Origin of the sequence: Sphaerisporangium siamense (genome assembly GCF_014205275.1) — a bacterium.
GTDB classification, from domain to species: domain Bacteria; phylum Actinomycetota; class Actinomycetes; order Streptosporangiales; family Streptosporangiaceae; genus Sphaerisporangium; species Sphaerisporangium siamense.
In genome coordinates, this window is record NZ_JACHND010000001.1 from 471942 (window position 1) to 492926 (window position 20985).

The 20985-nt window shown below is 71.5% G+C and carries 18 protein-coding genes; 13 read left to right on the forward strand and 5 right to left on the reverse strand.

The features are described from left to right. The first annotated feature begins 112 nt into the window (after positions 1-112). From BJ982_RS02140 to BJ982_RS02190, 11 genes are all read left to right on the forward strand, one after another. Positions 113-4096 (forward strand): DUF4082 domain-containing protein, encoded by a 3984-nt coding sequence (locus BJ982_RS02140; RefSeq protein ID WP_184876041.1) that lies wholly within the window; start codon positions 113-115, stop codon positions 4094-4096. Between the two features lie 79 nt (positions 4097-4175). Then, a complete protein-coding gene (locus BJ982_RS02145) occupies positions 4176-5213 on the forward strand; it encodes a Gfo/Idh/MocA family protein (RefSeq protein WP_184876043.1) in 1038 nt (345 codons plus the stop codon). Then, the gene (locus BJ982_RS02150) at positions 5210-6178 is read left to right on the forward strand and encodes an NAD-dependent epimerase/dehydratase family protein (protein ID WP_184876045.1); all 969 of its coding nucleotides are present in this window, start codon (positions 5210-5212) and stop codon (positions 6176-6178) included. The genes BJ982_RS02145 and BJ982_RS02150 overlap by 4 nt, the downstream gene beginning before the upstream one ends. Continuing rightward, positions 6175-7335 carry a glycosyltransferase gene (locus BJ982_RS40220; protein ID WP_184876047.1) on the forward strand — a complete coding sequence of 387 codons (1161 nt, stop codon included), beginning with the start codon at positions 6175-6177 and terminating at the stop codon, positions 7333-7335. The genes BJ982_RS02150 and BJ982_RS40220 overlap by 4 nt, the downstream gene beginning before the upstream one ends. Then, a complete protein-coding gene (locus BJ982_RS02160) occupies positions 7332-8456 on the forward strand; it encodes a DegT/DnrJ/EryC1/StrS family aminotransferase (RefSeq protein ID WP_184876049.1) in 1125 nt (374 codons plus the stop codon). Before BJ982_RS40220 ends, BJ982_RS02160 begins: the two co-directional genes overlap by 4 nt. A 2-nt stretch (positions 8457-8458) precedes the next feature. Beyond that, positions 8459-9670 carry a glycosyltransferase gene (locus BJ982_RS02165; RefSeq protein ID WP_184876051.1) on the forward strand — a complete coding sequence of 404 codons (1212 nt, stop codon included), beginning with the start codon at positions 8459-8461 and terminating at the stop codon, positions 9668-9670. A 43-nt stretch (positions 9671-9713) separates the two neighbouring features. Beyond that, positions 9714-11186: an oligosaccharide flippase family protein gene (locus BJ982_RS02170; RefSeq protein WP_184876053.1), complete on the forward strand. Its 1473-nt coding sequence runs from the start codon at positions 9714-9716 to the stop codon at positions 11184-11186. Positions 11187-11265: 79 nt separating this feature from the next. Next, positions 11266-11931: an acetyltransferase gene (locus tag BJ982_RS02175; RefSeq protein ID WP_184876055.1), complete on the forward strand. Its 666-nt coding sequence runs from the start codon at positions 11266-11268 to the stop codon at positions 11929-11931. A gap of 1 nt (position 11932) precedes the next feature. Then, a complete protein-coding gene (locus BJ982_RS02180; RefSeq protein WP_184876057.1) occupies positions 11933-13030 on the forward strand; it encodes a DegT/DnrJ/EryC1/StrS family aminotransferase in 1098 nt (365 codons plus the stop codon). Positions 13031-13214: 184 nt separating this feature from the next. Next, the gene (locus BJ982_RS02185) at positions 13215-14057 is read left to right on the forward strand and encodes a GNAT family N-acetyltransferase (RefSeq protein ID WP_239123718.1); all 843 of its coding nucleotides are present in this window, start codon (positions 13215-13217) and stop codon (positions 14055-14057) included. A gap of 238 nt (positions 14058-14295) precedes the next feature. Then, complete coding sequence (locus tag BJ982_RS02190) at positions 14296-14817, forward strand: TrmH family RNA methyltransferase (protein ID WP_184876062.1); 522 nt, start codon at positions 14296-14298, stop codon at positions 14815-14817. A gap of 135 nt (positions 14818-14952) precedes the next feature. On the opposite strand, the gene BJ982_RS02195 is transcribed toward BJ982_RS02190, so the two are convergent. From BJ982_RS02195 to BJ982_RS02205, 3 genes are all read right to left on the reverse strand, one after another. Next, the gene (locus BJ982_RS02195) at positions 14953-15807 is read right to left on the reverse strand and encodes an SAM-dependent methyltransferase (protein WP_184876064.1); all 855 of its coding nucleotides are present in this window, start codon (positions 15805-15807) and stop codon (positions 14953-14955) included. A gap of 161 nt (positions 15808-15968) precedes the next feature. Next, positions 15969-16190 (reverse strand): hypothetical protein, encoded by a 222-nt coding sequence (locus tag BJ982_RS38400; RefSeq protein ID WP_203959451.1) that lies wholly within the window; start codon positions 16188-16190, stop codon positions 15969-15971. A gap of 122 nt (positions 16191-16312) precedes the next feature. After that, complete coding sequence (locus tag BJ982_RS02205) at positions 16313-16777, reverse strand: hypothetical protein (protein WP_184876068.1); 465 nt, start codon at positions 16775-16777, stop codon at positions 16313-16315. A gap of 575 nt (positions 16778-17352) precedes the next feature. Between BJ982_RS02205 and BJ982_RS02210 the strand changes: the two genes are divergently transcribed. Continuing rightward, complete coding sequence (locus tag BJ982_RS02210; RefSeq protein ID WP_184889961.1) at positions 17353-17505, forward strand: hypothetical protein; 153 nt, start codon at positions 17353-17355, stop codon at positions 17503-17505. A gap of 23 nt (positions 17506-17528) precedes the next feature. On the opposite strand, the gene BJ982_RS40225 is transcribed toward BJ982_RS02210, so the two are convergent. Together BJ982_RS40225 and BJ982_RS02220 are read right to left on the reverse strand one after the other, a co-directional pair. Beyond that, positions 17529-18875 carry an O-antigen ligase family protein gene (locus BJ982_RS40225; protein ID WP_184876070.1) on the reverse strand — a complete coding sequence of 449 codons (1347 nt, stop codon included), beginning with the start codon at positions 18873-18875 and terminating at the stop codon, positions 17529-17531. Continuing rightward, positions 18872-20056 carry a YveK family protein gene (locus BJ982_RS02220; protein WP_184876072.1) on the reverse strand — a complete coding sequence of 395 codons (1185 nt, stop codon included), beginning with the start codon at positions 20054-20056 and terminating at the stop codon, positions 18872-18874. Before BJ982_RS02220 ends, BJ982_RS40225 begins: the two co-directional genes overlap by 4 nt. A 178-nt stretch (positions 20057-20234) precedes the next feature. Between BJ982_RS02220 and BJ982_RS02225 the strand changes: the two genes are divergently transcribed. Next, positions 20235-20915, forward strand: a complete 681-nt coding sequence (locus BJ982_RS02225) for a hypothetical protein (RefSeq protein ID WP_184876074.1) — start codon at positions 20235-20237, stop codon at positions 20913-20915. Positions 20916-20985 lie beyond the last annotated feature (70 nt).

Consider the following 20985-nt stretch of genomic DNA (forward strand, 5'->3'; position numbering starts at 1 on the left):
CCACAGCGTGAGCACCGCCGGGGATCACCACCCAGATCACGTGGGAGCTTCATTGAATTCGCGCCATGCCGCGCGCCGGTTCAGAGCGGCCATCTCAGCGACACTGCTGACCGTGGCCGCCCTGCTGTCGGCACCCGCAGCGCCCGCACAGGCCATGGGCCCGTGCGACGCGGGCGGCAACAAGATCACCTGTGAGAACACCAACACAGGCACCGACAAGAACGTCTGGGACACCAATCCTCACGGCACCGTCGAGGGTTACGGCGACCAGATGAGCGTCAACCTCGGCCAGACGATCAACTTCAAGGTCCGGTCCACGGCGCTCAACCTGCAGATCGACATCTACCGGATGGGCTACTACCAGGGGAAGGGCGCGCGGTTCATCACCTCGGTGCCCGCCACCACCTCGGTCTCCCGTAGCCAGCCGAGCTGCCCGGAGAACACCACCACGGGCGAGGTCGCCTGCAACTGGGGCAACGTCGCCCACTGGACCGTTCCGTCCACGGCCGTCTCCGGTATCTACTTCGCCCACGTGATCCGCACCGACACCAACGACGACACCCACATCGTCTTCGTCGTGCGCGATGACGCGAGCACCGCCGACCTGCTCTTCCGCACCTCCGACAGCACCTGGCAGGCGTACAACTCCTGGGGCGACATCCCGGCCACCGAGGACAACCCCTACAAGGTGCAGAACAGCCTGTACCGCGGCGACAGCGTCGCGGCGCCCGGCCGCGCGGTCAAGGTGAGCTACAACCGTCCCTTCAACACGCGGGAGAGCACCCCGTGGGGACGCGACTTCGTCTTCGCCAACGAGTACCCGATGGTGCGCTGGCTTGAGGCCAACGGGTACGACGTGACGTACCAGTCGTCGCTGGACGCGGCGCGCGCTCCCTCCGCGCTGCTGAACCACAAGACGCTGATGTCCGTCGGCCACGACGAGTACTGGTCCGGCGAGGAGCGCACGGCGTTCGAGAACGCCCGCGACCACGGCGTCAACCTGGCCTTCTTCAGCGGCAACGAGGTCTACTGGAAGACCCGCTGGGAGAACTCCTACCGCACGCTGGTCTCCTACAAGGAGACGCACGCCAACGCCAAGATCGACCCGACGCCGAACGTGTGGACGGGCACCTGGCGCGACCCGCGGTTCAGCGGGCCCGGCGCGGCCGACGGCGGAAAGCCGGAGAACAGCCTCACCGGCACGCTGTTCACCGTGAACTGCACGGTGAAGAACGACGGGTGCCCGGCGATCCCGCTGACGGTGCCCGCGGCCGACGGCAAGATGCGGTTCTGGCGCGGCACATCGGTCGCCGGCCAGGTCAGCGGCTCGCAGAGCATTCCGGGCGTGGTCGGGTACGAGTGGGACGAGGACATCGACAACGGGGCCCGGCCCAAGGGCCTGGTGCCGCTGTCCTCGACGACGGCCGTCGCCGACGAAGTGCTGATCGACTACGGCAGCAACGTCGCCCAGAAGAGCGCCACGCACCGCATGACCATGTACCGGGCGTCGAGCGGCGCGCTGGTGTTCGGGGCCGGGACGGTGCAGTGGACCTGGGGCCTGGACGACGAGCACGACAGCTACTCCGAGAACGGCTTCGCCGACGGCCGCATCAAGCAGGCCACCGTAAACCTGTTCGCCGACATGGGCGTGCAGCCGAAGTCGCTCCAGGAGGGCAGCCTCGCCACCAAGTCCACCGACACCACCGCCCCCACCGTGACGCTCGCCGCGCCCGCGGCGAACGCGACCGTGAACAACGGCGCGACCGTCACGGTCAGCGGCACCGCGGCGGACGTCGGCGGCCAGGTCGGCGGGGTCGAGGTCTCCACCGACGGCGGCACCACGTGGCACCCGGCCACCGGCCGCACGGCCTGGACCTACTCCTGGAAGGTCACCGGAGTGGGCGCGACCACGATCAAGGTGCGCGCCGGGGACGACAGCGGCAACGTCGGCGCCGAGGTGTCCAGGAACGTCACCGTCGAGTGCCCGTGCAGCCTGTTCGCCTCCTCCACGGTTCCGAAGAACCCGGCGGAGAACGACTCCGGCGCGCTGGAGGCCGGCGTCCGCTTCACCTCCTCGACCAACGGCTACCTGACCGGGATCAAGTTCTACAAGGGCACCGGCAACACCGGCACCCACACCGGAACGCTGTGGTCGGACACCGGCGACGTGCTGGCGACCGGGGAGTTCAAGAACGAGACGGCCACCGGCTGGCAGAAGATGACCTTCGACTCGCCGGTCTACATCACCGCGGGCACGCGGTACGTCGCCTCGTACTTCGCGCCGAACGGCCACTACGCCGCCGACTCGGACTTCTTCCGCTACGAGCCGCTGGTCAACGCGCCGCTCACCGCGCCGAAGACCATCGAGACCGCGCCCAACGGCGTCTACAGGTCCGGGGAGGGCTTCCCGACCCAGACCTTCAACGGCGGCAACTACTACGTCGACGTGGTGTTCACCGTCAAGGACGTCTACCCGCCGGCGGCCACCTCGGTGACCCCGGTCCCGGGCTCGTCCAGCGTGCCGGCGACGGTCCAGCCGAAGATCACCTTCGGTGAGCCGATCAAGACCGGCAGCGCGACCTTCACGCTGAAGGACCCGACGCAGGCCACCGTCGCGGGGAACGTCTCGCTGGACCCCACCCGCAAGACGCTGACCTTCGTCCCCACCGCGCCGCTCGCCGCGGGCGAGAAGTTCACCGTCACGGTCAGCGGCGCCGAGGACGACGCCGGCAACGTCATGGCCACCCCGTACACGTTCACGTTCACCACGGCCAGGGCGTTCGCGGCGGGCGTGTGCCCGTGCAGCGTGTGGCCGGACGTCACCGTCCCGGCGGAGCCGAGCGTCAACGACGGCGCCGGGGTCGAGGTCGGCGTGAAGTTCCAGACCACGTCCGACGGCTTCATCGAGGGCATCCGGTTCTACAAGGGGCCGGGCAACACCGGCACCCACACCGGAACCCTGTGGAGCGGCACGGGCCAGGAGCTGACCACGGCCACCTTCTCCGACGAGTCGACGCAGGGGTGGCAGGAGGTCTACTTCGGCACGCCGTGGCCGGTGACCAAGGACACCACCTACGTCGCCTCCTACCACGCGCCGAACGGCCACTACTCGGCCACGGGCAACGGGCTGGCCTCGCAGGTCAACGCCACCCCGCTGCGCGTGCTCGCGAGCTCGTCCAGCGGCGGCAACGGCGTCTACAAGTACGGCGCGCGCTCCTTCCCGACCAGCTCGTGGGGCGCGACCAACTACTGGGTCGACGTGATCTTCACGAAGCTGGCCGACACGACGGCGCCGTACGTCACCGGCAAGACGCCCGACCACGGCGGCACCGGCGTGGCGACCGGCACCGCGGTGACAGCGACGTTCAGCGAGGCGATCGCGGAGAACACCGCCCAGATCACGGTGAAGAACGCCGCGAACCAGACGGTCGCGGGCACCCGGGCGCTCAACGAGGCGCGCACGATGCTCACCTTCACCCCGGACGCCGCGCTGGCGCAGAGCACGACCTACACCGTGTCGGTCACCGGCGCGCAGGACGACGACGGGAACGCCATGACGGCGACGTCGTGGTCGTTCGCGACCGGCGGCCCGGCGAGCTGCCCGTGCTCGATCTTCGCCAGCAACGCCGTGCCGAACAACCCGGCCGACGGAGACACCTCCGCGGTCGAGCTCGGCGTGAAGTTCACGGCCGAGATGGACGGCAAGGTGACCGGCGTCCGGTTCTACAAGGGCGCGGGCAACACCGGCACGCACATCGGCAACCTGTGGAGCGCCACCGGCACCCCGCTGGCGAACGGCACCTTCCAGAACGAGACCGCCACCGGCTGGCAGACGCTGATCTTCGACCAGCCGGCGGACATCGTCGCCGGTCAGGTGTACGTGGCCTCCTACCTCGCGCCCAACGGGCACTACTCGGGCGACGGCGGCTTCTTCAACTCCGGGTCGTACGACAACTCGCCGCTGCACGCCGTGGCCAACGGCGGGCCGGCGGGCGGCAACGGCGTCTACAGGTACGGGTCGTCCTCGGGCTTCCCCGCCTCCAGTTACAACGGTGCGAACTACTGGGTGGACGTTCTGTTCACTCCGGCGAGCTAATCACGTCACCCGCGTGCGGTTCGCTCGTCCCCGGGCGGGCCGTACGTGGGCGGCCCACGCAGTACGAGAGGAGATCCGCGTGACATCGATCGGCCTTGCCGTCATCGGGGCGGGCTATTGGGGACCCAACCTGGTGCGCAACGCCATGGCCACCCCCGAACTGCGCCTTGAGTGGCTGTGCGACCTCGACGAGGACCGCGCGAAGGCGGTGCTCGGCCGCTACACCACGGTGAGGCCGACCACATCCGTGGAGCAGGTGCTCGCCGACCCGGCCGTGGACGCCGTGGCGATCGCCACCCCGGCGCGCACGCACTTCGACCTGGTGCGCGCCGCCCTGGACGCCGGCAAGCACGTGCTGGTCGAGAAGCCCCTCACCCCGACCCACGCGGAGGGCGCCAAGCTGGTGGCCCTGGCCGAGGAGCGGAACCGGGTGCTCATGCTCGACCACACCTTCTGCTACACGCCGGTGGTCCGCAAGATCCGCGACCTGATCGCCACGGGCGAGGTCGGGGACGTGCAGTTCATCGACTCGGTCCGCATCAACCTGGGCCTGGTCCAGCCGGACGTGGACGTCCTCTGGGACCTGGCGCCGCACGACCTGTCGATCCTCGACTTCGTGCTGCCGGAAGGGGTCTCCCCGGTGGCCGTCGCCGCGCAGAGCTCCGACCCGATCGGGGCGGGCAAGCCGTGCCTGGCCTACCTGACCGTGTGGCTGTCCTCGGGCGCCATCGCGCACGTGCACGTGAACTGGCTCAGCCCGACCAAGATCCGCACCGCCGTGATCGGCGGCTCGCGCCGCACGATCGTGTGGGACGACGTGAACCCGGCCCAGCGCCTCGCCGTGTACGACAGGGGGGTGGACCTTTCGGCCGTAGGGGAGGACGAGCGAAGGGCCGCCCTGATCTCCTATCGAACCGGTGACGTCGTCGTACCCGCCCTGCCCGAGCGCGAGGCGCTGCGTGGTGTGATGAGCGAGTTCGCGGCCTCGATCACCGAGGGCCGGGCTCCCCTGACCGACGGAAAGGCGGGGCTGCGCGTGCTCGCTCTGCTGGAAGCGGCGGGGCAAAGCATCCAAAATGACGGCAGACGAATCGACCTGGGGGGATCCACCCGATGATCAAGAACAGCCGCTGCCTGGTGACCGGGGGCGCGGGGACGATCGGCTCGACGATCGTCGACCAGCTCCTCGCCGCGGGCGCGGACGAGGTGGTCGTGCTCGACAACTTCGTCCGGGGCCGCCGGGCCAACCTCGCCGCCGCCGAGGCGGTGGCCGAGGGGCGCCTGCGCGTGGTCGAGGGCGACATCCGTGACACCACGCTGGTCCGCCAGGTCACCAAGGGCATGGACGTGGTCTTCCACCAGGCCGCCATCCGCATCACCCAGTGCGCCGAGGAGCCGCGCCTCGCCCTGCAGGTGCTGGTCGACGGCACCTACGAGGTCGTCGAGGCCGCCGCCGACGCGGGCGTGCGCAAGGTCGTCGCCGCCTCCTCCGCCTCGGTGTACGGCCTGGCCACCGAGTTCCCCACCCGCGAGGACCACCACCCGTACGACAACGACACCCTGTACGGGGCCGCCAAGACGTTCAACGAGGGCCTGCTGCGCAGCTTCAAGGCCATGCGCGGGCTCGACTACGTGGCGCTGCGGTACTTCAACGTGTACGGCCCGCGCATGGACATCCACGGCCTCTACACCGAGGTGCTGATCCGCTGGATGGAGCGCATCGAGAACGGCGAGGCCCCGCTGATCCTCGGCGACGGCCTGCAGACCATGGACTTCGTCTACACCGAGGACATCGCCCGCGCCAACCTCCTGGCCGCGGCGAGCGACGCCACCGACCAGGTGTTCAACATCGCCAGCTCCACCGAGACCAGCCTGCGTGAGCTGGCCGAGACGCTGATGTCGGTCATGGGACGCTCCGACCTCGGCCTGGAGTTCGGGCCCGCCCGCGCGGTGAACGGCGTCACCCGCCGCCTCGCCGACGTGGACGCCGCCGCCGAGCGGCTCGGCTGGAAGGCCGAGATCGGCCTGGAGGAGGGCCTGCGCCGCCTCGTGGCATGGTGGCGCGACGAGAAGTCGCGGTGAACGGCGCGATCGTCTACGCGGGAGGCACGCGCTACGACGGCGTGAGCGGCACGGACCGGCACATCGCCGACCGGCTCAGCGCGTACGCGGACGTCCTGTACGTCGATCCGCCCCGGCCGCTGCGCTCGGGCCTGCGCGACCCGGAGACCGGCAAGGCCGGCCACGTGCTGCGCCAGGCCGGGCCGCGGCTGTGGCGGCTGAGCCCGGTGGCCCCGCCCGCCGCCTACCGCCCGGGCGTGGACCGCGTCACCGCGGCCCTCGCCCGGCGCGCGGTCCGCGCGGCCGCCCGCGAGGCCGGCCTCGGCATCGGCGCCGTCGTCGTCGCGGGCACCACCGACCTGATGGACGTCCGGCGCGGCGCCCGCACCGTGCGCTTCGTCACCGACGACCTGGTGGCAGGGGCCTCGCTCATCCGCATGTCCGCCGCCCGGCTCGCCCAGGCCGAGCGCCGCATGACGCGGCGCGCGAGCGAGGTCGTCGTCGTCTCCCCGGGCCTGGCCGAGCGGGTGGCGCTCATGGGCCGCACGGCGACGCTCGTCCCCAACGGGTGCGACGTGTCGGCGTACGCCGCGGTCGACGACGCGCCGCACCCCGCCGACCTGCCCGCCGGCCTGGCCGCCACCCCGGTGGCGGGCTTCGTCGGCCACATCAACGCGCGCATCGACATCGCGCTGCTGGAGGCCGTCGCCGACACCGGGGTCCCGCTGGTGCTGGTCGGGCCGCGCGTCGGCGAGTACGAGCCCGAGCGCTGGCCCGCGCTCATCGGACGGGCCAACGTCCACTGGGTGGGGCGCAAGCCCTACGAGGAGCTGCCGTCGTACCTGCGGCTCATCGACGTCGGCCTCACCCCCTACGCCGACTCGGAGTTCAACCGGGCGAGCTTCCCGCTGAAGACGCTCGAATACCTGGCGGCCGGGCGCGGGGTCGTCTCCACCGACCTCCCCGCCACCGCGTGGCTGGAGGCCGGGCCGTTGATCCCGGTCGCCCGCACCCCGGCGGAGTTCGCCGCGACCGTCACCGCGCACCTGCGCGTCGCGCGCACGTCCGCGCTCGCCGAACGGCGGCGGGCGTTCGCGGCGCGGCACGACTGGAACGAAAGGGTCCGCCTGCTGGCGGACCTCCTCGGAATCGACATCAGGGAGGTGGCCGGGCGATGATCCCGGTGATGCGGCCGTGGTTCGGCCCGGAGGAGCAGGCGGCCGTCGGCGAGGTCATCGCCTCGGGCTGGGTCGCCCAGGGGCCGAGGGTCGCCGAGTTCGAGCGCAGGTTCGCTGCCAGCGTCCAGGCACGCCACGGCGTCGCCGCCTCCTCGTGCACGACCGCGCTCCACCTCGCCCTGGTGCTCGCCGGCATCGAGCCCGGCGACGAGGTCGTGGTGCCGTCGCTGTCGTTCATCGCGACCGCCAACGTCGTCAGGTACGTCGGCGCCACCCCGGTGTTCGCCGACATCGACCCGGCGACCGGCAACCTCACCGCCAAGACCGTCGAGGCGGCCCGCACCCCGCGCACCCGCGCGGTGATCGTCGTCCACCAGGGCGGCGTGCCCGCCGACGTCGAGGAGATCCGCGCCGCCCACGACGGCCTCCTGCTCATCGAGGACGCCGCCTGCGCGGCCGGGTCCACCTACCGCGACCGGCCGGTGGGCGCGGGCGCGCACCTGGCGGCCTGGTCCTTCCACCCGCGCAAGCTGCTCACCACCGGCGAGGGCGGCATGCTCACCACCGACGACCCCGAGGTCGCCGCGCGGGCGAAGCGGCTGCGTGAGCACGGCATGAGCGTCAGCGCCGCCGACCGGCACGCCTCCGGCTCCACGGCCCCCGAGCAGTACACCGAGGTCGGCTACAACTACCGGATGACCGACCTGCAGGCGGCCGTCGGACTCGTGCAACTCGACAGGCTGCCCGAGATGGTGGCCCGGCGCAGGGCCCTCGCCGCGCGCTACCTGAACTTCCTGGGCGGCATCCCCGGGCTGACCGTCGTGCGCGACCCCGAGTACGGCACCTGCAACTTCCAGTCCTTCTGGATCGCCCTGCCCGACGACTTCCCCATGAGCCGGAACGAGCTGCTGGACTTCCTCGCCGCCCGCGGCGTCTCCGCCCGGCGCGGCATCATGGCCGCCCACCTGGAGCCCGCCTACGCCGGCACCGGCGCCCGGGAGCTGCCGGCCACCGAGTGGCTGACCGCCAACTCGCTGATCCTGCCGCTGTTCCACAGCATGACCGACGCCGAGCACGACCAGGTCGTGGAAGCGATCCACGCCGCCGCCGCGGGCGGCTGACCGTGCGCGTCCTGGTGTACCCGCACGCCATGGAGGTCGGCGGCAGCCAGCTCAACGCCATCGAGCTCGGCGCCGCCGTCCAGGCGATGGGCCACGAGGTCGCCGTCATCGGCGAGCCGGGCCCGCTGGTCGAGTACGTCCACAAGGCGGGCCTCGAACACCTGCCGCTGGACCCGGGGCGGCGCCGTCCGTCCATGACCACGGTGCGCATGCTGCGCGAGCTGTCGGCGCGGCGCGGGCTCGACGTCATCCACGGGTACGAGTGGCCGCCGGGCGTGGAGGCGTTCTACGCGGGCCTGCGCGGCCCCGCCGCCGCGGTCTGCACGATCATGTCGATGGCGGTGGCGCCGTTCCTGCCGTCCTCGCTGCCGCTGGTCGTCGGCACCCGCGAGATCCAGGAGCAGGCGGCCCCGGGACGGCGGCACGTCCACCTCATCGAGCCGCCCGTCGACGTCGCCGCCAACGCCCCCGGCCACGACGCCGCCGGGTTCCGCCGCGAGTTCGGCCTGGAAGAAGGGCCCTTCGACCTCGTCGTGGTGAGCCGCCTCGCGCCGGAGCTGAAGCTCGAAGGCATCCTCACCGCCGTGGACGTCGTCGGCAGGCTCGCCGCCGAACTGGACATCCGGCTCGTCATCGTCGGCGACGGCGCGGCCCGCGCCCAGGTGGAGGAGCGCGCCGCCGCCGCCAACGCCGCCGCCGGCCGCCGCGTCGTCGTGCTCACCGGGCAGCTCCTCGACCCCCGGCCCGCGTACGCCGCCGCCACCGCGTGCCTGGCCATGGGAGGCTCGGCGCTGCGCTCGCTGGCGTTCGCCAAGCCGCTCATCGTGCAGGGCGAGGTGGGCTTCTTCGAGCTGCTCACCCCCGAGACCGAGAAGATCTTCCTCAGCCAGGGCTGGTACGGCATCGGCCGCGCCCCCGAGGAGGGCGCCCCCAAGCTGGAGAGCATGCTGCGCGGCCTCTACGCCGGCCCGGGGCTGCGGCGCGAGCTCGGCGAGTACGGCAGGCGGCTGGTCGTCGAACGCTTCAGCCTGGAGCGGGCCGCGCGCGTCCAGCTCTCCATCTACGAGCAGGCGGTCAGCGAGCGGCTCGCGACCCTGGACGCGGTCGGCACCGCGGCCGGGGTGCTGCGCTACAAGCTGCGCCGCAAGTACGAGCGGTGGCGCGGCACCCACGCCCAGGACGACTTCAACGCCGTGGCGCGGAGGCCCGGGTGACCGATCTGGTTCCCATGGCCGGCGCGGGCGGCGGGAGGGCCGCATGACCGACCTCGATCCCGGATCCGGCCCCCCGGCTCAGGCCCCGGCGGACACCTCTTCGCTGCGGGCCAAGGCGGGCAAGGCGCTCGGGCTCAGCTTCGTCAGCACCATCGCCGCGCGCCTCGGCACGCTCGCCATCGGGATCACGCTCGCGCGCGTGCTCGGCCCGCACGAGTTCGGCACGTTCGCGGTCGCGCTCGTCGCGCTGCTCGCCATGCTGAGCATCAACGAGCTCGGCGTCAGCCTGGCCATCGTCCGCTGGCCCGACGAGCCGCGCGCGATCATCCCGACCGTGGCCACGCTGTCGGCCGGGTTCAGCGTGCTCGTCTGCGGCGCGTTCATGCTCGCCGCGCCCGCGTTCGCCGAGGCCATGGGCAACCCCGCCGCCACCGGACCCGTCCGGGTGCTCTCCCTCAGCGTGCTCATCAACGGCCTGGTCGCGACGTCCGCCGCGGTGATCCAGCGGCGCTTCCTGCAGGGCCGCAAGATGATCGCCGACCAGGTGGACAACTGGCTCGGCGCGCTGGTGTCCCTGGGGCTGGCCCTGACCGGCTGGGGCGCGATGAGCCTGGCCGTCGGCCGGGTCGCCGGGTCCCTGGCCGGCGGGGCGCTGCTGATCCGTTTCTCGCCCGAACGGCTGCGGTTCGGCTTCGACCGGGACGTGGCCCGGCGGCTGCTGGCGTTCGGCGTGCCGCTCGCCGGGTCGTCCCTGCTGGTCTTCGCCGTCGGGTACGCCGACCAGCTCGTCATCGGCCACCTGCTCGGGTCCACGGCGCTCGGCTTCTACGTGCTGGCCGTGAACCTGTCGGGATGGCCGGTCGCGGTGTTCTCGCAGCCGGTGCGCGCGGTGGCGCCCGCCGCGTTCGCCCGCCTCCAGCACGACCGCCCGACGCTGAACCGGTCGTTCGTCGCGGTCGCCGGGCTGCTCGTCGGGCTCACCCTCCCGATCTGCCTGCTGCTCAGCGGCGCCGCGCCTTCCGTCATCCGCTTCGTGTACGGGCGGGAGTGGGAGCCGGCGGCCGTCGCCCTGGCCGGGCTCGGCGTGCTCGCCGGGCTGCGCATCTTCTTCGAGCTGATCTACGACTACCTGGTCGTCCTCGAACGCTCCCGCGCGGTGCTCGCCGTCCAGGCCCTGTGGCTGGTCGTGCTGGTCCCCGCCATGTGGATCGGCGTGAGCAGGGACGGGCTGCGCGGCGCGGCCATCGCGCTGGTCGCGGTCGCGGCGATCGTCGTGCTGCCCACCTACCTGGGGCAGTTGCGCGGCTCCGGGGTCGGCCTGGCGGACCTCGCCGCGAACCTCTGGCAGGCGGTGCTCGCCGCCCTCGCCGTCGGAGCCGCCGGGGTCCTCGCCGTGCGCACCCTCTCGCCCGACCTCGTGGTGCTCGCCGCCTCCGGGCTGTTCGCGGTGCTCGTCGTGGGGGCGTACGGGTACCGCAGGCGCGGCGTGCTGCGCGCCGTCAAGGAGACGTCATGACCGCCGCCCCGCGCGCACGGCCGCGCACCGGCCTGGGAGGATTCGTGCCGGGCCGCACCACGAGGTCGAAGGAGCTCCGATGACGCCGCTTCTCCTCATCGGAGCGGGCGGGCTGGCGCGGGAGGTCGCCCAGCTCGTCCACGCCATCAACGACGCCTCCCCCACCTGGGACCTGCTCGGCCACCTGGACGACGACCCGGCGAAGCAGGGCGCCGTCGTGGACGGCGTGCCCGTGCTCGCCGGGTCCTCCGAGGTGTTCAAGCGGGAGGACGCGCGGGTCGTCATCTGCACGGCCGGCCCGCGCGACACCGCGAGCCGCGCCCGCATCGCCGCCCGCCTCGCCCTGCCCGGCGAGCGGTACGCCACGCTCGTCCACCCGTCCGCCTCGGTGTCCCGGTCGTCCGCCATCGGACCGGGGTCCATCGTGCTGGCCCAGGTCGTGATGACCGCCGCCGTCTCCGTGGGCGCGCACGTGTGCGTGATGCCGCACGTCACCCTCACCCACGACGACGTGGTCGAGGACTACGCCACCATCGCCTCGGGCGCGCGGTTCGCCGGAGGCGTGCGCGTCGGGCGCGGCGCCTACGTCGGGGCCGGAGCCCTCGTCCGCGAGACCCTCACGATCGGCCCGCACGCCCTGGTCGGCATGGGCTCCGTCGTGACCAAGAACGTCCCCGCCCAGGAGGTCTGGGCGGGCGTGCCCGCGAAATTCATCCGTCCCGCCACAGTCATCACGGAGCACTGAAATGATCCCATTCGTCGATCTGCGCGCCGCCCACGCCGAGGTGGCCGACGAGGTGCAGCAGGGCTTCGACCGCGTGCTCCAGGACACCGCCTTCGTCCAGGGGCCGGACGTCGCCGCGTTCGAGCAGGAGTACGCGGAGTTCTCCGGCGTGCCGCACTGCGTCGGCGTCGGCAACGGCACCGACGCGATCGAGCTGTGCCTGCGCGCCGCCGGCCTTGAGCCCGGCTCGGGCGCCGTGCTGCCCGCCAACACCTTCGTCGCCACGGCCGAGGCCGTCGTGCGCGCGGGACTGCGCCCCGTGCTCGCCGACTGCGACGACGACCACCTGCTCATCGACCCGGCCGCCGCCGAAGCCGCCATCGGGCCGGACACGGCCGCCGTCCTGCCCGTCCACCTGTACGGCCAGCAGGCGCCGATGGCGGCCGTGCACGACCTCGCCGCCCGCCACGGCCTCACCGTCGTCGAGGACGCCGCCCAGTCGCAGGGGTCCCTGCAGGAGGGACGGCCCCCGGTCGGCCTCGCCTCCACGAGCTTCTACCCGGGCAAGAACCTCGGCGCCTACGGCGAGGCGGGCGCCGTCCTCACCTCCTCGCCCGAGCTGGCGACGGCCGTCCGGCTGCTCACCAACCACGGCAGCCGGCACAAGTACCAGCACGAGACGCTCGGCTTCAACTCCCGCCTCGACACCCTGCAGGCCGTGGTACTGCGCGCCAAGCTCAAGCGCCTCGCCCGCTGGAACGAGCTGCGTCGCGCCGCCGCCGAGCGCTACGACAAGCTGCTGTCCGGCGTGGAGGGCGTCCGCCTGCCCCGCGTCGCCCCCGGCAACCTGCACGTCTGGCACCTGTACGTCATCCGCGTCCCGCAGCGCGACAAGGTGATGGCCGGCCTCCACGCCGCCGGCGTCCAGGCCCAGATCCACTACCCCTACCCCGTCCACCTGACCCCGGCCTTCCGCGACCTCGGCTACGGCCCCGGCGACTTCCCCGTCGCGGAGAAGGCCGCCACCGAGATCCTCTCCCTCCCCATGCACCCGCACCTGACCCCGTCCCAGCAGGAACGGGTCACCGAAACCCTCGACAAGGTCCTCAGCAGCCTCTGACGGCCCGCCGGAGCCGGTGGGGCGGGCGCGTCCCACCGCCCGGAGCCGGTGGGACGGCGCGCACGGGACGTCCCACGGACCCCATCCCGGCGGGGGGACGGCACGGGCACACGGGTACGCCATCATGGCTGGTGTCCGGAATCGACCGAGACCGGGAGGGGTGCGCGTGTCGTCGACGGCTGCCGTGAGCGGATCGCGAACGGTCCGGGAACTCCAGGAGCGGGCGGCCCGCGCGCTGCCCGCCGAACACGTCACCGACCTCGACGGCTGGTGGCTGCGCCACGCCCCGCACTGCTCCTGGTGGATCGGCACGGTCCTCCCCCACGGCGACGCCGACCCCGGCGACATGGCCCGCCGGATCACCGCCGCCGAGCGCTTCTACACCGCCCGCGGCACCACCACCCGCTTCCAGATCACCCCGGAAGCCTGCCCCCCGGCCCTCGACCCCCTCCTCGCCGCCCGCGGCTACCACCGCGAAAGCCCCATCTCCCTCCAAACCGCCCGCACAACCGAAGTACTCACCCACACCTCCCGCAACCGACCAGGCCTACCGGAGAACCGGCCGGACCTACTGGGGAACCGACCGAGCCTGCCGGAGGACCGACCACCAGGTCTGCTGGAGGACCGGCTGCGCGTAGAGCTGGACGAGCGTCCGACCCGCGCGTGGTTCGACGTCTGGTGCGCCGTCCACGCCCACGACGACCCCCGCCCCGAATGGGACCTCCTCCACCGCGTGGACCAGCCGTCCGCCTACGCCCGCGCGCTGCTCGGCGACGAGGTGATCGCGGTCGGCCGCACCGTAGCGGACACCGGCTGGGCCGGCGTCTTCGGCATGGTCACCCTCCCCCACCACCGTGGCAAAGGCGCCGCCCACACCATCCTCAACGCCCTAGCCACCTGGTCCACCACCCAAAACGCCCCAAACATGTACCTCCAAGCAGAACAAACCAACCCCAAAGCCCTCCACCTCTACACCCACACCACCTTCACCGAACTGACCACCTTCCACTACCGCACAGCCAAGTGAAACGTGAAGGCCATCCCCACCTTGCCGGTGCTGGAACGTCTGGCACGCGCCCTCGACGCGGACGTCGAAGTCCGCCTGACGCCGAAGACTCCAGCCGCCTGAGACAGACTCTTGCGGCGGGCCGAGGCCTTGCCCGTATGCTGGGGACCCAGACGTTTCGTCGATGGTCCGGGCGCGCCGCTGAAAGCGTCCCTCTCATGTCGCACCTTCATCACGCGGAGGCCGTCCGCACGTTCTGGTGAGCCGGCCCGCCGTGCGCGTCCGCACACCCAAGGAACTGCGTGCCGAGCGGCGGCGGCGTCCGCCTCGCTGCCTCGGTCATCTGCTCGCCGCCCCGCTGTGGCCGTTGCACGGGGTCAACCTGGGCACGCTGCTGCGCACCTGTGACGCCGTCGGCGCGTGCCTGGCCGTACCCCGGCTTCCCTGGGTGCGGGAGGCACTCGACCGGGGGAACACGCTCCGGCACTCGTCGTGCGTCCACTGGGTCCGCGACCCGCTGGACTGGCTCGCCACGCGGCGGGAGGACGGGGCGTCCGTCCTCGGGGTCGAGCTGGCCGAGAACGCGATCCGGCTGGCCGACCTGCCCATGGCCCGCCGGCCGACCGTCGCCGTGCTCGGCCACGAGCGGGACGGCATCCCGCCCGAGGCGCTCGACCTTCTCGACGGCGTGGTGGAGATCCCCATGATCGGCGCGGGGGACAGCCTCAACGTGGCGGTCGCGGGCTCGCTGGTGCTCTACAAACTCGCAGGCTTCGCCTGAAGCCCGAAGACACACGAAGGCACCCATGGAACCGCCCCGGGATCCGCCATCGCGGGCAGTCCCTGCCCGGAAATGTCCCGCGACCGCGGTTCCGGCTTTCGCGTCAAGGGTTTCTGGTGCGGTTCCGGGTTCGTGTCAGGGCTTTCTGCCGACGCCGCCCGCGCAGGCGACCTCGGGTGGCTCGCTCAGCGCGGGATGGCTGGGCCGCCACTTCGTCACCGGGACGACGCCCGGCTCCAGCAGTGTCAGGCCGTCGAAGTAGCGTGCGATCGTCTCCGGGCTCCGCGCGGTGTAGGGGACCACGCCAGGCCGCGCGTTGTGGTTGCGCAGCGCCTGAACGTACGCGGGATCGGTGTCGACGCCGTCGTACAGGGCCAGGTAGCTGCCCGGCGGGAGGGCGTCCATGAGCCGGACCACGATCGACCGCGCCTCGTCGTCGTCGCCGACCAGCCCGAGGATGCCCATCAGCATGAGCGCGGTGGGCCGGCCGAAATCGAGGGTCTGGGCCGCGGCCTCCAGGATCACCTCCGGCTCGCGCACGTCCGCCTCGATGTAGTCGGTGACGCCCTCGGGGGTGCTGGTCAGCAGCGCGTGCGCGTGCACCAGCACCAGCGGGTCGTTGTCCACGTAGACGATCCGCGACTCCGGCGCGACCCGCTGGGCCACCTCGTGCGTGTTGTCGACGGTGGGCAGACCCGTGCCGATGTCCAGGAACTGGCGGATGCCCGCCTCCCCGGCCAGGTACCGCACGACCCGGGTGAGCATGTACCGCGAGTGCAGCGCGACGTCGGCCATGCCCGGGAACACCTCCCGGACCCGGTCCCCGGCCTGCCGGTCCACCGGGTAGTTGTCCTTGCCCCCCAGCAGGTAGTTCCAGACCCGCGCCGAGTGCGGCACGGAGGTGTCGATGCGCGCCCTGCTCAACGGCTGCTTCCGCGCGTCCCCGGGATCATCTGGACCGGATAAACGCCCGACCGGCTCGTCCACCATGGTGGTTCTCCCGCCCTGTACTGGCTCAACTTTTGCGATTATGCCTGCCCATATCCCCATTAGGAATGACTTGCGCCCCCCGGTCTACCCCAGACGGTCGCGACGGTCCCGGGCGCGACAGGAGCGGGTCGGGTGTACGAGTCCGTGCTTGTCAGGACGCGTTAGGACCTCCGGCGCTCCGTCGCCTTGGAATGTCCCGCACCGGCCCAGGTGATCCAGAGAGTGCGATGTTCCTCGTCGACGGCGTACCAGATCCGCCCACCGGCAGTGGCCTCGTACTGCCATTGCTCCAACGTTTCGCCGCCTATCTTGACCGCGCCGAGTGCTCCCTTCAGTGGGTGCTGGCGAGCGTCCACCTTGCGCGGATCGCTCGTGATCGCCACCCAGGCGCGGTCCGTGTTCTCTGGTGCTTGCGCCAGAAGGTGCCTCCATCCTTCAGACGCCCTACGGTCCGCGAAAAGGACTTTCCAGGGGTTCGGGCGTGGAACCTCCTGACCGCGAGAGGTCACTGCGGCTCGCTCAGAGGTCTGTCGACCTCTTCGCCGTTGCCGGGGAAGGGGCCCTGGAGGCGTCGGGCGAGGTTGGGGTCGCTCCACACGATGGCGGTGGAGCGCCAGGCGGTGAGGGCATGGCTGAAGGGGATCAACTCCCCTGTGTCGGCTCCGGCGACGAGGTGACCGAGCAGTTCACGTACGCAGAGGTGGCGTTCGTCCTCGGGCAGCCATGTGGTCCACGGGAGTTCCTCGCCCAGCACTTCCTCAGCGAGGTCGCTGTTGCGCCGGGCCAGGATCGCCAGGGCGCGGGCGGCGATGCGCAGGGTCGCGGCACCTGCCTCGAAGCGTTCCGCGCGCATCAGGACGAGGTTCTCGTCATCTCTGCGTTCGAGAATGACGTCGGCGTCGTCCAGCGACGGCAGCACCTGCGAAGGACCGCGAAGGAAGGCGCTGTACGGGAAATTCTTCGTCGCCATGATTTCCATGGTATCTGAACTACATCAGATGCCCCCGGGCCCGCCATCGATCCTGCGCCCTGGCGCTCCATCTGTTGGATCGTCCCGTACGAGAACACTGGCCGTGTCTTGCGTCGCTGATCGGTCGCAGCGCGACCACGATGGTGAACGAAGTGCGGAGGGGTGCCCGCGCCCCCCATAGGCGGGCACCCCCGGTTCGTGGGAGCGGCGTCGGCCCCGTCGAGGCGGGGGCGCCGGTCGGTGGTGGGCTTGCGTGATGGGCTGGTTGGAGCGGTGGGACGCGTTCTTGTGTCCGGGCGGCGGTGAAGGGGAACCGGGATGGGGGTCAAGGCGGAAGCGGTGAAGGTGAGGGCTGTCGCGGGGGGCAGGGCGGCAGGCCACGCCGTCCCGGGCCGGGGTCGGCCCGGTGGGAGGGGACCGCGGGGTGCGACTGTGACACGGGGGTCTCCCTGCTCAGTGGCGTGATGCCTGCTCAGTGCGTGTGGTGCGGTGCCATAAGCATGTCGGCGTGAGCTCTCACGATCGATCCTGCCTGCTGGAGTCATGAGGTACCGCCAGCCCTACCTCCGCACACGGTGCGCCGTGACGCGGCGATCGACAACGCGATCACCTCGGTATCCGGCCTCCAGACGGAGACCCGCGGTTTCGCGTCGGGCTACGCCGACCAGGTCACCAGCGACTGGCGGTCCTACGTCACCGCCAAGAACGACGGCGTCCCGCTCTTCTGACGTCCGCCGAGTTCACCCCGGACTCATCTCACCACTGAGTGGCTGGGTTGGGTCTGGAGGCGCCATAGGGCGCCGCAGCAGCCGAGGATCAGGAACATGACGTTGGTGATCATCGGGAAGCTGAAGGCGTCGAAGGTGCCGAAGCCGAAGATGGCGACCGCCGCGGAGGCGGCGAAGCACTGGGCGAGGTGGCGGGTCTCGGGGTCGGTGGAGGCGCGGCGGGCGCGGCGGGCCAGGACCCAGCCGGAGGCCAGGAACAGAAGCAGCGCCCCCAGGCCGAAGAGGCCGGTCTCCAGGGACGACATCAGGTACTGGTTGTCGATGACGCGGTACATGCTCGGCAGGTACGTGGCGAAGCCCTGCCCGAACAGGGGGCGTTGGGAGACGGCGGCGATGACGGCGTCGTAGTCGCCGGTGCGCGTGGTGGAGTTCTCGTCGGCGCCGATGACCGAGATGAGGTTGAGCACGGTGCCGATCAGACCGGGGATCATCAGGCGCATGACGATCGACGAGGCCCCGAAGATCAGGATCGCCCGCAGCCGCCACTCCGACGGCCAGGTCGGCAGGAGCACGACCATCACCACGAACAGGCCGAGGATGGCGGACCGGGACACGCTCATCGGCAGCGCCGCGGCGATCAGCACGACCATCGCCCATCGCTTGCGGCGCTGCTCGGGGATGCGGCAGAAGATCGCGCCGTGCAGGGCCAGGGGCAGCACGGCGGCGAGCACGACGCCGAGCTCGATGGGGTGGGTGGCGGTGCCGGAGGGGCGGAAGAAGCCCTCCCGCTCGAACAGGACGGCCGAGCCCTTCTCGACGAGGCCGGGCAGCGCCAGGTACTGGGTGACCTCGATGCCGGTGAAGAACTGGATCATGGCGACGAGCGCGGGGAAGCTCGCCCCCATGACGATGCGCTGCCGGAGGGTCTCCAGGCGGTCCATGCTGGTGATGCCGTCGGCGGTGACGAGCGCGATGCCGGCCCAGCCCGCGACGAGCACGAGCCCGAGGTCGGCGGCGTTGAGCTCGTCGCCCGACAGCGGGCGGGTGTTGGCCGCGACGTAGCTGGCCAGCACGGCGAGGGCGAAGACGACGATGACCACCCGGACCGGCTGGCGGCCGCGGATCGGCGTCCACCGGGGGGACAGGGTGGACATCAGGTACCAGACGAGCAGGAGCACGGCGACCATCGAGGACGGCGACCCGGCTCCGCCGAGCGGCCCCACGATGTACCGCGCGGGCATGACGAAAAGGACGACCAAGAAGAACGTCATGATCGTCACCGGGTCCACGCGCTTCTTGACCCGCCGGCCGCGGCGCTCGGGCCGCCGGACGGGGGGGTGAACCCTCTCGACCGAAGGTGTGCTCGTCACCGACCCGGCCTGGTGGGATCGAACACGACGTACGGCTCGTCGTCGGCGTCACCGTCGGCGCCCTGCCGATTGGCGGGCTTGGACCCGGCGGCCGGACGGGCGGCGCGGCGTCCCTGCACCGGGAACTGGTCGGTCGCCGCGGCGGGGCTCGTGCCAGGGGGCAGGCTCCTGCCCGGCGTCGCGGAGACGCCGCGGGAAGGCCGCGCGCCGTTGCCCTGCCGTCCGTCGCCGCGCGGGGCGTCGTTCTCGTCGGTCCAGACGTAGAGGTCCTCCACCTTGCCGGAGGCGCCGTTGGCCGATCCGAGGGTCTCGGGACGCTTCTGGTCGGCCCACGGGTCGCGGGGTTCGGCGCCGCCGGGCTGCCGTGCCGGAGGGGACGAGGAGCCGGGCCTGCGGTCGTAGCCGCGGGGCTCGGGCGGCTCGATGGGCCGCGGCGGACGCGCGGGCGGCCTGTTGCGCGGGACGGCCGGCCCGGCCGGGCGGGGGGCGGCGCCGGAGCGGGGCACGCGCTGCTGGTGGGCGGGGACGACGGGGATCGGGCCCGTCCGGCCCGTGACGTGGTCCCCTTGGGCGGCCCTGCGGCGCTTCTGGGCGAGGGATTCCAGGAACAGGGGGACCCCGATGGTGACGAGCGCGCCGCCGGCGAAGATGATGACGAGCATGCGGATCTTCTTCTCCGGGGTCATCTCCGCCTTGTCGGAGGACGTGACCAGCTCGGCCCGGATCGTGGCGTCGGGGAGGATCGACGACTTCTGCTGCACCTCGGTCAGCCGCTCCAGGCTCAGCTTCGCGAGGGCCTCCATGGTGGCCTGGGCGACCTTGGGGTCGGCGCCGGTGGCGGTGATGTCGAGGAGGGGGCCGCGGGAGTCCTGGGCGAGGCCCACGGTGAACTCGGCGGTGTTGCCCCCGTCGTTGAGCTGCTTCAGCGTCCGTTCGTCGCTCATGCCGCGCGCGATCACCTCGGCCGTGATCGTGAGCGAGCCGTCGAAGGCCAGCCACGGGTTCCCCCCCACCGGCTGTGAACCCTTCCTCGACGACAGGAAGACCACCGTGGCCTTCGATTCGTATTGCCACGGGATCGCGAAGTACGCCCCGATCGTCGCCGCGAGCGTGACGGCCAGCAACGTCACTGTCACCGGCCACCGCCTGAGCAGTGCACGCAGCGAATCAAGCAGGTCCATAGTGTCCCTTCACCCCCGCCCGGCGGGCCACGTCCGTCATTCCCACCCCTGCCGAGCCGTCGGGATAGGACGCCCGAGCACCCTGCAACGTTGTCATATCGCCCTCAAGTGTTTCCTCTGAGTGCTTTCTTTACCAGGCCCCACCCAAAAGTGCTGGCGCCTGTGCCACGATGTTGCGGTGCGAAGGCGAGTGGTCGTCAGGTGTGGCTGCCTGGCGTTGGTCTTCCTGCTCGCCGGTTTCGCGGTGTGGTGGGTGAGGAACAGGTCACCTCTCTACCAGAGTGTGGCGACCGTGGCGTTCGTCACCAAGACGAGTCACTTCGCGGGCGAGGTGTACGACCACTTCACCGACAATCACATTTTCACCGCTCTGGCCACCGAACGTTTCTTCGACAACCCCGGCACGCGCGACCGTCTGCGCGCCCTGGGGGGCACGGCCAAGTTCTCCTACGAGGTCGCGCACTGGGGTAACCAGGAACTTCCGGTGTACGGCCAGCCGTATGCCACCCTGCAGTCGCTCTCCGGCGACCCGAAGGAATCGATCGACACGCTGAACCTCGCGCTCAAGCTTCTCACCCAGAAGCTGGAAGGCCTGCAGACCTCGTCGGGCGCGAACGGCCGCGTGATGATCAAGTGGGAGATGATCGGCTCCATCCTGGGGCCGCAGCGGCAGCCTCTGCAGAAGAGCCGCGCCATCGCCGGCATCGGGCTGAGCGCGATGCTGGCGTCCGTCGTGGTCATGAGGCTGACCCGCGACCGCAGCCGCGACACTCCCGGCCGCCCCTCGGAGTCGCTGCTGATGACGCCCGGCACGCCGCGGCGGCCGAGACCGTCCCGCCTGGCCGGGACGAACACCTAGATGCCCGTTCCCGCGGGTGACCCACGCTCCGGCGAGCCCGCTGTGGAGCGTTCCCAGACCAGCCCTGGAG

Coding starts and splice junctions, on each gene's coding strand:
- BJ982_RS02150 (WP_184876045.1), top strand. CDS start 5,210: ATGATCAAGAACAGCCGCTGCCTGGTGACCGGGGGCGCGGGGACGATC.
- BJ982_RS02170 (WP_184876053.1), top strand. CDS start 9,714: ATGACCGACCTCGATCCCGGATCCGGCCCCCCGGCTCAGGCCCCGGCG.
- BJ982_RS02220 (WP_184876072.1), bottom strand. CDS start 20,056: ATGGACCTGCTTGATTCGCTGCGTGCACTGCTCAGGCGGTGGCCGGTG.
- BJ982_RS02205 (WP_184876068.1), bottom strand. CDS start 16,777: ATGGCGACGAAGAATTTCCCGTACAGCGCCTTCCTTCGCGGTCCTTCG.
- BJ982_RS02180 (WP_184876057.1), top strand. CDS start 11,933: ATGATCCCATTCGTCGATCTGCGCGCCGCCCACGCCGAGGTGGCCGAC.
- BJ982_RS02175 (WP_184876055.1), top strand. CDS start 11,266: ATGACGCCGCTTCTCCTCATCGGAGCGGGCGGGCTGGCGCGGGAGGTC.
- BJ982_RS02195 (WP_184876064.1), bottom strand. CDS start 15,807: ATGGTGGACGAGCCGGTCGGGCGTTTATCCGGTCCAGATGATCCCGGG.
- BJ982_RS02160 (WP_184876049.1), top strand. CDS start 7,332: ATGATCCCGGTGATGCGGCCGTGGTTCGGCCCGGAGGAGCAGGCGGCC.